Source organism: Sphingobium sp. MI1205 (genome assembly GCF_001563285.1).
Lineage (GTDB): Bacteria > Pseudomonadota > Alphaproteobacteria > Sphingomonadales > Sphingomonadaceae > Sphingobium.
On record NZ_CP005188.1, the window covers coordinates 2937686 to 2954313 of the forward strand.

Sequence of the window (16628 nt, forward strand, 5' to 3'; positions counted from 1 at the left end):
TCCGATCAATATTGCAGGCGAATTTCTGCTCCGACGATGCGGCGATCGAAATCATCGAAAGCCCTTGTGCTTTCGCGACTGGCAATACGCCCCGTCAGGGCGAAGGAAATGTTGCGGTTCACCAGATATTCTATTTCAGCTACGCCCGCGATAGTCCGCTCATGCTGCGCAGTGCCGATGAAATTGCTGCGACGATAAACCACCGAAGCCTGCCAGCGCAGATTATGATAAACTTCATTCTGCACGCCCACACGGAACCTTGTATCGGTCCGCGACTGTGCGCCGTTTCGAACGGTGGCTACATCACCCCGGAATCCGTCGAGCGTGAACGCCCATCGCGGCGAAGGCGTGTAGACCAGTCCGGCCGAAACCGACAATCCTGTCCTGCTGTCGAATTGGGCATCTTCGGGGTTGAAGCGGAACACGCCTACTGCGGCCTCGCCACGGATCAGCCCGCCAGGCTCAAACGAAACACCCGCCCGCGCGCCGTAAGTCTTTGAATTGCGGTTGAAGCCCGATGCGTCCACCGGCAGCCGGAAATCCCTTACCGCGACAAAGCCTTCGCCAAAGACATTCATCATCCCGCTCACCCGGTAGCCGAGCCGGGCGGAACCGGAATATTGATTGAAGTCCCGCTCTGCATCGACGGACGCGAGCGCATTGTTCTTGAGCACGGTCCCCTTCAAGCCGATCGTGAAGCGCGCGCCGCTATGGGTGTAGCCCAGATCGCCCTGCCACTGGTCATATTTACGCGGCGACGTGCCCACGCCGACAAGGGATTCAGGCACGCCACGTTCTTCGACCAGCCGCGTCCAGCCCGCATTGGCAGAAATGCTGTCGCTCCCCGACAGGCGGAACACCCCTCCAAGACTTGTGTTCAGTCCTTCGGAATTCTCGGTTTCATTCTTGAAATAACGCCGCACCACCCCCCGCGCCTGCGCCGCCAACTGGAGTTTGTCATCGCTCAGTTTCAGGTTGAGCCAAGGCGAAATGGTCAGGCGTTCATCATCAATCTCATCTGACGACAGCGCGTAGATATTGGAATCATATTCCAGCCTGACATCAGTGCCGAGATAAGCCGATATCCTGCCCAGCTGCACCGCCTTCGCTTCATATTCTTCGGGCGTTTCCAGCAGCGGCGTTGCCCTGTCGAGTTCCTGGGCCATCGCCGGAAAGGCGATGGTGGCCAACATGGCGCATGAGCAAAGCGGGATGAAGCGCGTTGGGCTCAAAACCATTTCTCCACGACTTTAATGGTGTCACCTGGCTGGACCGGCGTATTTTCAGACGCCTTGGCGGTAGATGCCTGCCCATCCACCTGGCGGATGATGGCAACCGTATTGCGATTGGCGCGGAACGTGTATCCCCCTGCCACCGATACAGCGGTCACGACAGTCATACCGGGGCGGTACGGATATTCGCCGGGGCTGCGCACTTCCCCAAGAATATAGATGGGCCGCAGCCTCATGGGCTGAATACTGACGGCGGGTGACACCATCAGTCTTTTCTCCACCAGCAGGGCGGCGATCCGCTGTTCCAGTTCGGGAATGGTCGATCCCCTGACCGGAATCCCGCCCATGAGCGGCAGCGTCAGTTCGCCCCGATCATTGACGACGAAGGCCGTGCCACTGTCGATTTCGGTCAGGCCGGGAACGATCACGCGGAGCTCATCGCCCGGCCCTAGCCTGTACTGATCGGCGTTGGCAGTGGAGACCGCAGGCAGGCCGGAAACCGAGCCGGCACAACCCGTAACCGCAAGCATGAGGGAAATGCCGATAGATTGGACGAGCCGCATGACCACCTCCCATATCTGACCATCGCTGGCCGTTTTCTTTCCGTTTCATAACAGAAATGAATTAAAGTCAATTGCTGCAAAATTATCATCTGTCTGCAAATGATGTTTTCGGTTCATCCTCAGCGGCGTCGCCGAGCGCCTCCAGCACCGCGTCGAGGATTAAGTACATTTCCTCTTCACCCAAAAGATGATCCACAGGAAGTATTAAGCTGCGCTCACCAACCCAAGTGGCCACCGGCAAGGGACGGAGATTGGGGTAGTCGCTATTCTGGACAGCCAGCTCCCGCGACATGTCAGGACAGGAGCCGGTTCCGGCTGGGATTCCGCGCTGAGCAAGGGCAGCGATGACAGCTGGCCTGGCGGCGGCAGGATCCAGCATGACGTAAAATTTGTAGAAGGCATGATCCACTCCGTCGGGCACCTGGGGAACATGGACCAACCGGTGACCGCTCAATCCTGCCGCCAGAATAGCGGCATTTGCGCGCCGCCTTGCCAGCCAGGACGACAGCTTGCGCAATTGCGCCCGCCCGATTGCGGCCTGCATCTCCGTCAGTCGCCAGTTGGTCCCGAAACTTTCATGCAAATAGCGGAAGGCGTTGCCGGCGGCAGGCTTCCCAAGCATCCCGACATTCTTTCCATGATCCTTGTAAGCCCAGGCTCGCTCCCAATGTGCGCCGTCTTTCAGCAGCAACATGCCCCCCTCGCCACCCGTCGACATGATCTTGTCGGTGCAGAAGGAGAAGGCGGAAGCATGGCCCAATGAGCCCGCCATCCTTCCGTTGATCGCCGCGCCGTGCGCCTGCGCACAGTCTTCGACTAACCACAGGCCGTGCTGATCCGCGATGTCGTTTAGCGCGTCCATGTCACACGGCCAGCCAGCCAGGTGAACGCAGAGTATCGCCCTTGTCCGCTCACCAATCAGGGGGATGACGGCAGCCGGATCAATATTGTGACTATTTGGATTGATGTCCGCGAATATCGGCACTGCTCCGACGGCAACCACGGCCGAAGTGCTAGCGAAGAAGCTACGTGCTGGCACGATGACTTCATCACCCGACCCGACGCCGAGAGCGCGAAACGCCAACTCGAGCGCCAGCGTGCCGTTAGCCAGGGAGATAGCGTGCGGCATACCGCAATAATCCGCGAACTCTCGCTCAAAAGCGCGGCATTGCTCTCCATGCACGAGCGAATTGACCCGGCCGCTTTCCAGCACCTGGACCACCGCATCAATCTCGTCCGGTTCATATTGGGGCCAGCGTCGTTCCGGCGGCGGGAAAGTGGGGTCAAGGACGGCCGCCCCACCCATTTCCCCAGCCTGGACAATCTGTTTCATATTACCCCCAGCCCTTCCGCTGTTCGTAGGGATAGTGACGGACCGAAGCCGTTGCGGGCGCGGTCCATCATTCATTTGCAGCCTTCCCCACGAGATCGATATCGCGAGTCAGCTCCCGTAGTGTCTTTGCCCAGTTGGACTGTGCCGGCGCGCGCAGCATTTCCTTCATCAGGTCGCGCACCCCATCTTCATCATGGGCATGGATGAGGCTCGCCAACGCAGTGAAGGCGTTTACCAGCTTTTCGAGCGGAACGGGGCACGGACTGGCTTCAATGATGCCCGGAATGGTGGAACGAAGCTGTTCCTCGGTGGCATCGAACAGCTCCTCATAAAGCTTTTCGCCCGGGCGCAAGCCGACGAACTTGATCGGTACGTCAATGTCGGGGCGCAGGCCGGCCAACCGGATCATCCGCCGGGCGATATCGACGATCTTGATCGGCTCGCCCATGTCGAGGACGAAGATGGTGCCACGGTCGATATTCGTTTCCATGGCGCGGGCGCTACTCTGCAGGATGAGCTGCACCGCCTCTCCCACCGTCATGAAGTAGCGCTTGATGTCCGGATGCGTGATGGTGAGCGGCTTGCCGGCGGCCATCTGCTGCTGCAACAGGGGCACAAGCGATCCGCTGGACCCCAGCACATTGCCGAAACGCACGGTCATGAAGCGGGGGCTGTCAGGGTCGCATTGGCCGATGAGGTCCAGCGCCTGGCAATAAAGTTCACCCAGGCGCTTGGTGGCGCCCATGACGCCGACCGGATTGACCGCCTTGTCCGTGGAAACCTGAATCATGGCAAGCGAACCATAGGCGCAAACGGCATCGGCGACGTTCCGCGTGCCAAGCACATTCGTATGCGCGCCTTCGCAGGGATTGGCTTCGACGATCGGCACATGCTTGAGGGCGGCCGCGTGGAACACGACCTCCGGCTGATGGCGTTGGAATACGTCGTTGAGCGCCGCGCTATCGCGTATCGAGCATAGTTCCGGGCGGCAGATCAGGTCCGGGAACATATCCCGCGCCTGCATTTCGATAGAATAGAGATTAAACTCGCAATGGTCGAGAAGCACGATTTCCGCGGGCCTGAAGGTTGCGATCTGTCGCACCAGTTCGCCCCCGATCGTACCACCCGCCCCCGTGACCAGTATACGTCGCGCCCGGATCAACCGATCCACTATATTGCGCTGAAGCGAAACCTCGGGACGACCGAGCAGATCGGCCAACTCAAACTGCTTGATCTCGATGTGCGGAGTGCCGTCCTTCGTCTTTTGAAGGTCATTGGCATGCGCGACGGTGAGGTCGCATTGATCAGCCAGCTTCACCAGATGAGAAAAGGAACGGCGCGGCATCGCCGTGTCACTGCGAATGACAAGGCTTTCCGGCTTCTGCCCCCGCATGGCCAGCATTTCCACAATATGCGGCAGTTTGTCAGGTGAGCCCAGCACGGGCACGCCGGCTACCTGCAGCCTCGTCTCGCGGCTGTCGAACGTCAGCGCCCCTACCACATTGAACCGATTGACCCGTTCCGCACGGAGCATGTCCATGAGCGAACGGATCCAGTCCAGCTCGCCCAGCAGCAAGATGTTATGGCTGGCGCCCGGCGGCACGATATGGGCCAGGGCAAATTCACGCAGGCCCCGGCGTATGGTTCGCACGCCGATCATCGCCACCAGCAGCAGAGCCGAGTGAAGCAGTCCGAAGCCCACCACCTCCAGCGGAGCAGAGCGGATCTTTGTCGAGATAATCAGACACAGACCCCATGCCGCCCCCGCGCCGCCTGCCACCGCCGTCGAAAGGGCAATGCAGTCGCCAAATGACAGGAAGCGCCAGCTTCGCCAGTAAAGGCCAGTGAGGCAAATAGTGAACACCGCCACCAGGCTGAAGAAGACCATGAGGCTGGGGCGATCATGGAAGGCCGCCGACACATCGCCTGGCACAGCCATTACAACGAGAAGCAACGTGACCAGGATCAGCGATGCGTCGATCAGCATCAACGCGGCGAAGCGGGCCGGGCCGGGGAAGCCGGTCGGCCGGGTCAGAAGATCGTGAAGCAGTACCGCCCAAACCGGGGCTCCCGCCGGAACACCTGCGCGTCGATCCGCGAGGTCATCGAGAATTGGGTCAGATCCAGCGGGCGGCGCGCTCGCATCCATGGCAAAACCTTTGCGGTTCAAAAAAAAGACCTTCGATCGGCGAGCGCCGCATGCAGCCAGAAAGGATCTGTCACAGCATGCAGGACCTCGATTGTCCAAATCACTGACGAAACGGTAGCGACTTGGTCCCGCTCCGCAATGAACCAGACAGCTATCATCCCTTGTGGCAGGAACGAGCCGAATGATGGCCGAACGAGCAACAGATATGGAGGCTAACGGCCAGAATGATTTCCCCGATGAAGCAGGGTTAAATCTTTTTGGTTAGTTGACATGCCCAGCGGTGCGTCTCCGCCAACATTCAGAGTCGTCCAAAACCATAAGAATCGCTGCACCAGCGCTGTTCCGAGAAAACGTTCCCGGCAATTTGTCTGCGGGGCGGCTGTCCGATGAAATCCATGGCAGCGGCAGAACTCTCATTGAGTGCGAAACGAATCGATCGCTTCGATTTCACGCAGGATATTCAACGCTTAGCGACAGGGCTGATATAGGCCGGTGTGCAATCTACGAAAAATAGCCTCATATTCATGCGGTTACCAAGTTAATGAAAATCCATTCCTTATTTGGGTTAAGTTTTTTTCAATGTGTATGCATGGTTGTTCAGAACAACATTTGTGATACTCTCCCGCACAATAAATTGGGTCGTTCCGGTCAAAATGCTTTTGCATTTCAATCCATCACAGCTCTTGCGTGGTGCTGAGAGGAAGCGGACGATGACAATTGTTTCCGATGTTGTGCTCGTGGGTGGAAGTTCGATCGTCAGGGAGGGTCTCCGGCGGGTTCTTTCCTCTCAACATCGACAAATTCTCTATACCGGCGCTCGGCTTGACGAGCCTGGTCTCGCTGACGTCGCCGATTCGGCATGCCTTATGCTCTTGATCGAGGATCAGGGCATGGAATGGACCGGCGCAGCGCTTGCGGAAGTTCGAGAGCAGTGTCCCGCCGCCAGGATCGCGATACTGGCCAATAAGTTCGATTTCGACAGCATGCTGGAGGCCTTCCGATCCGGCGCCGAAGGCTATCTAATCAACGACCTGTCCTGCGAAAGATTGGGAGGATATCTCGACCTGATCGCCTTGGGCGAAAAGATTTTCCCGTCGCAACTGGCTCAGAAATTGCTCGATCAATCGGCCTTGTGCGAGGAAACGCCCAGTGCATCGTCGATTGACTGCGCAAATTTGTCGGTGCGGGAAATGGAGATATTACGCCGCCTGGCCGCAGGATTCCCCAATAAGATCATCTCGCGTCAACTTTCGATCAGCGAGGCTACCGTTAAGGTTCATGTGAAAGCGGTTCTCCGCAAATTGCGAGTATCCAACCGCACTCAGGCGGCCATTTGGGCTGCTAGTCAGGGACTGCACGGCCCGGCGACTGACAGCGGCCCTGCAATCTCTTCGTCTTCATCGGTAAAGGCATTTGGGCTTTCTGCAAAAGCATCCGGCTCCAGCACATCGGGATTCGCCGCCAGCAGCTGAAACCCTTGGCGGCGGGAACTGCACTATCATCAGCCGCTGCTATCAGCTTTACTGTCGGCCACTTATCCAATCGGGTATTGCCGACTGCCCTTTTTAACGCTCGGCAAGGCAATATGTGCAATGGACTAAGCAAAGCGAGATTTGCATCCTAACTACGAAACCGAGAAGAATCCGAAGCCGGAGCGTCAGGCGTGCAGACGAGTCGTTATCAGACAAGCAGCTATGTTCTGCCCATGCGAGGCCGCAGCGGGCCCCCACAGGTACAGCCTCAGTTCTGGACTGACGAACTTCACAGGTGGGAGTTCATGCTTTTGCAAGGTGCGGTGTTTTTTGCGCCTTATAATTCGTTCCGATATCCAAGCATCTACATCACCTTGAGCGACATGATGTTCGCGGGCGCTTTCTTTCTGCGCGTTTCTACCGGCCGGGTTGCCGCCCCCTTCGCCAATCTCACCTGGCTTTGGTTGCTGGGCCTGCTGATGCTCAGTGGAGGCCTCTTCATCGGCAGTGTCTTCAAGGGTGACGTTGTCCGATGCCTGGTGCTGACCGCGCAATACTGCTTTGCCTATCTGCTTGTCCCTCTTGTCCTGCTGCGGCGGCCGGAAGAGGAAGTCATCCGCCTGATCAAATGCGGGATATTGGGCATGGTGGCAATGTGCCTTCTGGGTGCCATCGTCTATTGGGCCGGCCATTACAGCACGGAAAGGGTGCAGATGGCCTTGGTCACGGGCAACAGGCGGCTGCAGGGTTTTGCCGGCAATCCCAACGGCATGGCCGTGCTGACGGTCATGGCCATGCCGCTCGTCTGGCTTTTACTGCTTTCCAAACAGATGCGGCCCTGGGTTGCGCTGCTCTGCATGACCCTTCTCATCACAGGCGTAATCCTGACCAGTTCCAATACCGGCCTCTACAGCATGATCGCTGCTGCCCTGATCTTCTTCGGCGGCAGGCGCAATTTCAAAACCCTGATCATTATTGCATTGCTCGGCAGCGCGGCGCTGACCTTGGGCCAAAATTATCTTCCCGCAACATTCCAAACCAGGGTCCTTTCCGCAGTAAACTCCGGTGATCTTTCGAGCGCAGGGACGTTCGAGGGCCGTCAGGAGTTGAACAAGGAAGCATTGGAGATGGCTGATGAGAATCTCCTCATTGGCCTGGGCGCAGATCAGTATCGCCATGCCAGCCGACATGGTCTTCCTGTCCACAACCTTTACCTGCTGCTGCTGAACGAAGGTGGCGGCCTCTCGCTGCTGGGATATTTAGTGTTACTGGCCGTTCCAGTGCTGACGGGAATTGCAGGGTACAGAACTCGATATGGGAAGCTCGTGCTCCTGACGATATTCACCACAGTCGTCACATTTGCCAACGCCCTCATGGCGATGCCGCATACTTATGGACGCTGCTGGTTCCTGTTCGTCTTCCTTGCCGTAAGTCCGGCACTGGTGGGGCAGGGTGTGATCAATCCCCGCTTTTTCCCCTCTACCACGCAGCGCCGAGGCATGCGCAACACCCTTCCACCGCTGGAGAGTTGAATGTCCTTTCAGTGGGGACGGACGATGCCAGACTTGCCTCCATCTTCAAGCCACAGCCGCCTTTAGAAAGCCTCTCAGACCAGCGATCGCGGCGACGGCGAGAGCAACGACACCTGCGGTGACAATCCCGGCTTTGACGGAGTATCCCTGGGTTTCCGCAAGGCTTGAACCTGTCAACACGTGCCGATGCGCATGATCCAGAAATTCATCCAAATTGGACCATCCATCGCCATCCACATCTTCCCAAGCATCGTTTCTGTTGGGATCGGTGCCGTTCGCTTTCTCCCAGCTGTCGGCCATGCCGTCACCGTCAGAATCGGTATAAGGCGTCCCCTCGGTAATCTCGGGAATGGTGCCGGGGTTGTGGCGGATATTGCCCGTTCCCTTTTTCACCTCATCCACAACCCGTTTGTCCACCGCATCCCTGGGAAAGGCCCCGGCCATCGTCAGCGCGCGATCATAGGCCCGCTTCGCGCCGATGACCGGAACGCCAATGGGACATGACGGTGTCTGCACGATCGCTTCGCGGACGTAGGCCGGAGGTTCACGATCAATCATCCCGTCAATGTGGTTACCAGCTACGTAGATCCGCGCGCGGCCTGTCGCCTTCACCGACTGACGAGCGACAATATATCGTCCAGGGATCATGTTAGGGCCGGCTTTGAAGTAGTTTCCTACTATGTTGACGGGGCTTCCGCCATGTTGTTCCCAAACCTCAACAAAATCGGATCGCGCATTGTAGATAAGGTTGTTGACGACATCGACACAAGAGCCGGGAAAGAAATTGACATCGGGATTGCGATCTCCGTTGTGGGCGCAGATATTTCCTATGAATGTCAGATTCTGTTTTCCTTTCGGATCGCTGCTTAGAAGTGCGCATTTGTCATGTTTGCGCAAACCTTCGGCTAGGATCGAATTGGATATGGTTATATTGTCGTTTTGGCCTTGCCCGCCAATGCTTTCATCCTCTGCCCATGAAACGCTCACATGGTCGATGATGACGTTGGAGCTTTTTTCGAAGATGATCCCGCTGTCGGAAGCTCGCGTTTCACCGCGGTTGTCCAGCCGCACCCGGATGTGGCGAATGATGACATCATGCGTGTTTTTGACGACGAGCGGCGTCAAGCCATATTTGCCGCCAGCATGCGTTATCAGAATTCCACCACCGGGAGCCGTCTGTCCTGCGATAGTTATATAGGGATTGCTGATCACGGGGCGCTCAGTCGTCCAGCGGATCACGCCACTCACACGAAAAACGCAAGTGCGCGGCCCCGAAGCGTCAATGCAGGCGCGCAATGTCCCGGGACCACTGTCGGCAAGGCTTGTCACCGCTATGATCGCGCCGCCTCGCCCGCCACTGGCATACCGACCATGGCCGACCGCCCCGGGAAAGGCCTCCTGGGTCCTTGCCTCCGCAACAGCCGGGGTAATCATCAGGAAGATTATGCATAATTTTGGGAGGCCCCTACGCGCGACGCACGAACGCCCAACGCTTACCCGGGGCAATGCAGCGGCTGGCACGCGTCGGGCATGTGTCGGCGACATGCCGTCCGCTTGCAAGGGGTGCAGCATGATGTGCCCGGCGGGCACCATTTCCCAGGTCGTGCCTGCTTTTCGCGCCAATTTCATTGCGTAATGATCGCCTACGTGGCGAAAATCGAAACAACTATTCCGGACTTATCCAACGAGGCAGAGCATTCCCCCAAGGGGTGGCGTTTGCCCGAAATCGCACGTGTGAATTAAGGGGGCCTACTGTAAAAAAGTCGTGATTAGCCAAAGCCAAGGGAATGTCTCGTGACCGGCCGCCATACTCTGCGCTCAATCCCGATCGATCGATTCCTTCCCAAATGGATATCACTCACCGCGGCGCGGGGATGAGGAGGCGAAGACATGGCATTCGAAATGCATCCTACGGAAACGCGCGAAGCCTATCTGACCCCAATATTTCTGGTCACCATAGTCGTGGCAGCTATCCTGCCCATGTTCTTCGAATCCTATAGAGCCGCCTATTTTGGCATCATGTCATATGATGATTATTCCCGATATCTGCTGTGGCTGCTGGGCGAACCCGGAGCAGAGATTCCACCCAGCCCTCACCCATATCGTCTCGGTTCCATAATCCTGGCGGCGCCATTCTACTATCTGCCGGTCGTTATGTTTTCCGGTCAGGGCATTCAGCAAGCGCCCATATTGATGGATCCCGAACATATCAGAGCATTGCAGGCAATGTGCGCGGCCAATGCCGCCTATGCGACCCTTTCCGCCTGTATCGGGGGACTTTATCTCGCATTCTGGCGCAATGTTTCGATGGGCTGGGCCTTTTCCGCGGCCCTCATGTTCCTTTTACTGACGCGCTACCTGGGCATGGGCTCCGTGGATGGCATAGCGACGCTGCCGCTTATTATCGCGGCCATTGCCATGGTGGAGCGCAGAATCGCCACCTTCGCCGCCGCAGTTATTCTCGGGACAATCGTCAACGAGAAAGTGGCGCTGATTGCCTTCTTTGCGACGAGCCTTCGAACGCTGTTCGTCGCAGAGCATCGCAGGGCTCATTTGGTCATGGCGGGCATCGCCGCCGTCGCGCTTGCAGCTTATGCCGCAGCGGTCCTCACGCTCGCACTGCCTGGCCTCGACAATCAACGGGATCCGAGCACCTATCTTTCCGGGATAATCGGTTCGGTCGGCAGTCTCGTCGGCATGAAGGGAGCCTATCAAAATCTTTGGCCGGCGATCGTCTTGCTCGTCTTGGGGTGGACGGGCATCAGGCAGAGCCGTGATCCTATGGTCTATGTCTGCGATCTGGGCAGCATAATCGCCCTGTTCCTGTTCGCCCTAGCACTTGACGTTCAGTATAATGTCGGCCGGATAGTCATGTTCTCAATGCCGCTTTTCCTGCTTGGCGCGGTCGAGAGCATGGCGCGGTCATCACTAGGCGCGGGTTCGCGCGCACTGAATAATTCCGGGCGCAGTGTGGCAAGGTCAAGGGGCTCCATCCCGCCGTTTACGACCCTGGCAGAGGCCGAAGGCTCTAAACCCTCGCCAAGCGTTAGCTAAGGAGGCGTGGCGACACCCATGCTCCGCAGGTGCCGAAGAGACGGTGGCTTGGCTAACGACATGTCTGGTAGTCGCACAAGGCGATGCCTACGAAAAGGAAATCGGATTTATGGCAAAGGCAATGCTCCTCGGACTGATTGTGACAAGCGTACTCCTATCCGCGGCTGCACAGCTGATCCTGAAGATCGGCATGTCCAGCGCTACAGTGCAAAGCGCGCTAGCCCAATCTGAGCAGTCGTTGTTCCGTGCGGCAGTCGTCATTGCAACCTCGCCTCTGATCATTCTTGGGCTTGGCTGCTTCATATTGAGTGCGGTGGTGTGGTTACTGGTTCTGGCGCACGTCGATCTTTCGACGGCTTACCCCTTCATTGGACTGGGCCTGGTCCTCACGGTAGCGTCGGGCTACTTCATCCTTGGGGAACCAATGCCCATGACCAAGCTCGTAGGGGTCGGAGCCATTGTTTTTGGAGTGGTGCTGATCGGCCTCTCCGTGTCCTCGAAGGACAGGGCGGAAAAGCTCTCCGGCGTGCTGGTACAGACGTCACGCCTCTGAACCTTGTGCTTACCGGACTGTTACGGCCGCCAAGCGTCAAGCCATTTCCGTATATAGAGGCTGGAACAAAGCGTCCGCAAAAGACGCGAAGCGCTCGACTTCCCCTGAAGCACCACGGGACAAGATAAGCGCGCGCACATTAAGACGAGCAGCCACCGCCCAGTCTCGATCGACACGATCGCCAATCAGCACCGCACGGTCGGGAGCAACCCCCGTCAACCGCAGCAGTTTCTCAAGGCCTGTCGGGTCTGGCTTGGGACGGCCCACATCGGGATCAGTAGCGGCGACGACAAAATCGGCGGTGAGGCCCAGCGCGGCGAGCTTCGCCGCCGCCGGGTAATCGGAAAAGATTGCGATCCGCTTGCCCTCGCGAGCTATTGCTTCGAAGAGCCGCTGGACCCCCGAGCGGCGACAGGCCGCAAGCATGGAAAGGGGGCGATCTTCCATCCATTCGGCGACCAGCGCGCGCACAGCGTCGGCGGTGCAACCACGCCGGGTCGCGGGAACGGCATATTGAGCAACCAGGAAGTCCGCGGTCGGGCTTTCCGCCAGCGCCTCACGACAGCGACGAAATTCACGAAGCGTCAGCAGCGTGTCGAGGCTTCGGCGGGCGATCGCGTCGCGCATCAGAGCCACCAGCATGCGCGCGCGCAAGCGCTTTTGATCGTAGAGCGTGCCGTCCATATCGAAGATGACGAGATCGATCGCGTTCCAGTCGAACGGAATGGACATCTGTGCCGCCATGTCGCGCCCGATCAATCGACTTTTATAAGATAAGGCTGCGAGAGCGAGTCCAGCCATGGCAGGTCCACAAAGGTCGCGACCGCCACCGCCAGTACCGCCAGGCCAGTCGCGGCCAGCAGGCGGCGCGAACGGAATAGTCGTTCAGGCCGCTGCGCGACCGACCCCTGCCGCAACGCTAACCACATATAGATTGCGAACAGCCCTGCGATGAAAGGGAAGGCGACAATATATTCGAGGCGATACTTAATCAGAAACACGGCAATGAAGAATGCCGACAGCATAGCGTAGAGGAAGCAGGATACCGTGAGGTTTTCACTCGAATAGCTACGGAACGACTTGCGATAACGGTGCAGCATCTCGACGCCCTGACCAGCAACGACATCGCGATATTCACTCAGTCGTTTGGCGCCCATCAGGAACGCGCCCCCTGCCCAATATGCTATGACAAGACTGACCGGCGGGAGAGCGCTAGGATCAACCATGGCCCAGCCAAGCACCAGACGGATCGGGTTATTTACCGATTCGCTGATGACATCGAGATAGACCTTGTCCTTGGTCCGGATCGGCTCGACATTGTAGCTTATCCCCGAGAGCCCGAACGCCACCGAAGCGACGAAGAAGAGATGTCCCAGTTGGTAGCCCAGGAATAGCCCAAGGAGCAGCAACGTGAAATATTCGGCATAAACAAGAGTCGGCGAAAGCGCATGATGAACTGCGGTACGCTTTGATTTGACCGGATGAAAGGCGTCGGATTCGCGATCCAGCCATTCGTTGATGACATAATTGGCCGATGCAATCAGGATAGCGCTCAGGAAGCCAATCACCAGTCGATCGATCGAAAAATGCGCCGCGCCCTGGTGGATAGCATAGGCCAACACAATGCCCGGGATGATGAAGACGTGCTTCGTCATGTGATCAAAGCGCGCGATTGCAAGATAGTCGCGCAGCGATGCTTGAGAGGGAATGGCGCCCGGGTTTGTGGCGTCAGACTGGTTGATCATCACTTTCTGCTCCTTCCGGCAATGCAGATAAGCTAATCCCGCTCGTAGCGATCGCTGACCGAACGAGACTCGCTCGCTGACCGTTATCATGCGCAATGTTGCAGATAGTATTGCCATAGAGGTCTGCGCCAAACCAGTGTCGCCGCAGGATCAAAAGGGGCAATTTGCGACGCTTATGGATATAGGTCAGCGTCATTCCGCCATGATTATGAGTTCGAACAATCCCTGAATTATCAACGTAATGGTAGAAAATCCTCTTCGTTGGCTTGCGTGCAAACGAGTCTATTCTCTGCCCATTCGAGACTGACCAGGATCTGGGTTGCCCCCCCTGTACATTAGGTCAATTATTATACAGAACTCAGATTATGCCGCCGGCGATCCGGATCCAGCCAATCTGATCACGCCATATGGCCTGCACGATCCCGCCAGCGGAACGAAGCTACCCGCTCGTACCAACGACGGCGGGTAGGCATCTCGCCGTCGAAATATTCCGCTGAATCCATGTAGAACTGAACGGGGTCGCCATAACCGCGGCGCGCATGTTCTGCATAATCCACACGATTTATGACCACGCCGTCCACCGGCTTTTGCAGCACCTGCAGGGCGGCGCGCACTTGCTCGATCGTGGTGCGACCCCAGCGCACGACCAGCAGGGTGTGGTCGGCTGCCTTCATCAGCATACGTGAATCCCGGGTGGCGAGCGTGGGTGGCGCGTTGATGATCATGAGGTCATATTGCTCGCGCAGATGATCCAGCAATTCGTTGACCCTGCCTAGCCGCATGAGCGCGACCGGGTTGCGCGCAGGTTCCCGTGCGCTGAGCACAACCGGCTCCACGGCGGTGACCCCAGGCGACTCTGCACTTCCAGGCAATTGTGGCCTCAAAGGCGCAGGAAGTATGTGACGCGCATCGACAGCCCCGGTCAGATAATCGACCAGGTCAGGCCTTCCATCGGAATCGTCGGTCGAACGTCGCATCTCATCACTGGGACGGCGCAGATCGAGATCAATGACGATGGCGCGGCGGCCCATGGCAACAGCCGCCGCGAGCAATGTAAGGGTCACCGTTGATTTGCCATCGCCCGTGATTGGCGAAGTGATCAGCACCGTCTGCGCCTTTCCGGGCTGGGCTATCTCGGCCACCTCGCTTCCAAGGCCCCGAGCCACTTCGGCGAACAGCGACTGAGGATCCTGAAGCACAGGATTCGCCTTCGCCGACATCAGGGCGTCACCGGCCAGTTCCGGCAACATGGCGAAGGTGCGAAGGCCGAACTGATGGTATATCTGCTCGGCATTCCAGAGGCGATTATCCGTCAACTCAATCCCAAACACTATCAGCAGTCCAAGAATCAATGACCCCGCGAAGGCGGCGAAGGTTGCGGACTTCGGGCGCGGCGAGATCGGATCCTGCGGGACGGCTGCGGGTGACATCAGGCGCGAATGAATGCCCGAAGCGGCAAGACTGGTCTTTACCTGTTCCGCCCGCGTGCTCATCGCGGCGAATGCGCTGCGAGCCGCCTCCGCATTCCGCTCAAGCGCGTTCAGTTCGACGGTAGCAGCCGTATTCGCAAACGCCTTACCGGTGATCGACCGAAGCGTTCCTTCCAATTGACCGGCGCGGGATGCCGCGGAGGCGGCCTCGCTCCGCGCCATGCCCGCTTCGCGGGCGGCCTGCGCCTGCGCCTGCGTTGAAGCCGCGGCAAGAACCCTGGCCTGTTCCTGGCGCATGCTGGTGGACGTTTCCGAGATCTGCGCTTCGAGGCCACGCATCTTGGGATGTTCCGACCCATACATCATAGCCAGTTCGCTGCGCGTGCGGGTCAGATCATCCAATTGCCGCCTTTGCTGGTCAAGCAAGGGAGAGGTCGCGCCAACCGTCGTGATGTTTCCTACAGCCTGCGCTACGCCAGCGGCGCGCGCGCTCTGCGCGGCACGCATGGCGGCGGCGGATGCGGCTTCCGCCGCGATCCGATTGATCTGTGCATAATCTTCCGCCCCGCCCGCGCCAGTGAGCAGCTGATGCTCGCGGCGGAAGTCGGCGACCACCCGCTCGGCCTCGTGAGCCTCGGTGGCAAGCCGTGCCCGCTCGTCATCCAATTGGCGGACGATCTTTGTCTGCCGGTCATCGCGCATGACCGACCGGTGAGCAGCGAGGCTGGCGGGAAACTGGTTGGCGATCTCCGACGCCAGATCCGGCGATGTGGACCGCACGGTGATCTCGATGAAATCGGATTCCTTGAGGCTTGTGATCGACGTGCTGGACATCAGCCTCCCGGCAAGGCGCTGCAACCGCCGATTATCCAGAATCGCGTTTGCGGGGAGCGGCGTCTCGGTAAAGCGCGGATCATAGGCGAGCTTCAAATCCTGCACCACGCGTTCGGCGAGAGAGCGGGACCGATAGATGCCAGCTTCATTGGCGACGCGCTGCTGGTTGCGCGCGGCCAGATCCGGCGATCCGCTATCATCGTTCAGTTCAACCTGGACCGTCGCAGTGGCTTGATAAACAGGCGTTGCCGTCAATTGTATCAGGAGAACGGTCAGCACGGTGAAGAACACGATTGCGCCAAGCAACAGTTCATGCCGGCGGATAATCTTGATGACCTGGCGAACCGAGAGGCCGGAAGGTCCTGTTCCACCTTCAACCGGCCGGTCAGATCTGTCTTCGAGAAGCGGTGCGTTCAGCGTTCCCGATTGCGATAACATGAAAATGTCCTCCACCAGGGTTCATGACCCCATAAGTCGCCGACCCTCCTGCTTTTAAAGGACCTAATCAAACAATCTTAGGGCGCAGTCGGCAGGAATAATGATTAACCCCTTCGAGCATCACCGCGCGAAAGAGAAGTTGCCCGCCATTCGGCGTGAAGGCGTCATATGCGACAACTAAAGTCGGCTTTCTGGCCGCCGGGCCCACGGCTTTCACTTGAGTGCATTTTTCTATAAGCTGGCATTCGCGATTTATTTCCGAGGCGAATCGAAAGAAGCCGGAATAGACGGCA

At 58.1% G+C, this 16628-nt stretch carries 12 protein-coding genes; 4 read left to right on the forward strand and 8 right to left on the reverse strand.

Going from position 1 to position 16628, the window contains the following annotated elements:
* Nucleotides 1-5: 5 nt before the first annotated feature.
* The 4 genes from K663_RS14525 to K663_RS14540 all read right to left on the reverse strand — a co-directional run bounded on the left by K663_RS14525 (nt 6) and on the right by K663_RS14540 (nt 5277).
* The gene (locus K663_RS14525; protein WP_062119038.1) at nt 6-1193 is read right to left on the reverse strand and encodes an outer membrane beta-barrel protein; all 1188 of its coding nucleotides are present in this window, start codon (nt 1191-1193) and stop codon (nt 6-8) included.
* Between the two features lie 35 nt (nt 1194-1228).
* On the reverse strand, nt 1229-1795 hold the full coding sequence (locus K663_RS14530; protein ID WP_062119041.1) for a polysaccharide biosynthesis/export family protein: 567 nt from the start codon (nt 1793-1795) through the stop codon (nt 1229-1231).
* Between the two features lie 85 nt (nt 1796-1880).
* Complete coding sequence (locus tag K663_RS14535) at nt 1881-3128, reverse strand: DegT/DnrJ/EryC1/StrS family aminotransferase (RefSeq protein WP_083535918.1); 1248 nt, start codon at nt 3126-3128, stop codon at nt 1881-1883.
* Between the two features lie 67 nt (nt 3129-3195).
* Entirely contained in the window at nt 3196-5277 is a 2082-nt protein-coding gene (locus tag K663_RS14540) for a polysaccharide biosynthesis protein (RefSeq protein WP_062119046.1), read from the reverse strand.
* A gap of 653 nt (nt 5278-5930) precedes the next feature.
* Here K663_RS14540 and K663_RS14545 point away from each other — a divergent pair.
* On the forward strand, nt 5931-6749 hold the full coding sequence (locus K663_RS14545) for a response regulator transcription factor (protein WP_083535919.1): 819 nt from the start codon (nt 5931-5933) through the stop codon (nt 6747-6749).
* Nucleotides 6750-7132: 383 nt separating this feature from the next.
* On the forward strand, nt 7133-8281 hold the full coding sequence (locus K663_RS14550) for an O-antigen ligase family protein (protein ID WP_158511187.1): 1149 nt from the start codon (nt 7133-7135) through the stop codon (nt 8279-8281).
* A 45-nt stretch (nt 8282-8326) separates the two neighbouring features.
* On the opposite strand, the gene K663_RS14555 is transcribed toward K663_RS14550, so the two are convergent.
* Complete coding sequence (locus K663_RS14555) at nt 8327-9493, reverse strand: pectate lyase (protein WP_235589455.1); 1167 nt, start codon at nt 9491-9493, stop codon at nt 8327-8329.
* A gap of 678 nt (nt 9494-10171) precedes the next feature.
* On the opposite strand from K663_RS14555, the gene K663_RS14560 reads away from it, so the two are divergent.
* Both K663_RS14560 and K663_RS14565 read left to right on the forward strand, forming a co-directional pair.
* Nucleotides 10172-11335 (forward strand): hypothetical protein, encoded by a 1164-nt coding sequence (locus K663_RS14560; RefSeq protein ID WP_062119058.1) that lies wholly within the window; start codon nt 10172-10174, stop codon nt 11333-11335.
* A gap of 109 nt (nt 11336-11444) precedes the next feature.
* A complete protein-coding gene (locus K663_RS14565) occupies nt 11445-11888 on the forward strand; it encodes a hypothetical protein (RefSeq protein WP_063619041.1) in 444 nt (147 codons plus the stop codon).
* A 36-nt stretch (nt 11889-11924) separates the two neighbouring features.
* On the opposite strand, the gene K663_RS14570 is transcribed toward K663_RS14565, so the two are convergent.
* The 3 genes from K663_RS14570 to K663_RS14580 all read right to left on the reverse strand — a co-directional run bounded on the left by K663_RS14570 (nt 11925) and on the right by K663_RS14580 (nt 16335).
* Entirely contained in the window at nt 11925-12620 is a 696-nt protein-coding gene (locus tag K663_RS14570) for an HAD family hydrolase (protein WP_063619070.1), read from the reverse strand.
* 23 nt (nt 12621-12643) lie between these two features.
* A complete protein-coding gene (locus K663_RS14575; RefSeq protein WP_201026642.1) occupies nt 12644-13723 on the reverse strand; it encodes a UbiA family prenyltransferase in 1080 nt (359 codons plus the stop codon).
* A 308-nt stretch (nt 13724-14031) separates the two neighbouring features.
* Nucleotides 14032-16335 (reverse strand): GumC family protein, encoded by a 2304-nt coding sequence (locus K663_RS14580; protein WP_145902283.1) that lies wholly within the window; start codon nt 16333-16335, stop codon nt 14032-14034.
* Nucleotides 16336-16628: the final 293 nt, after the last annotated feature.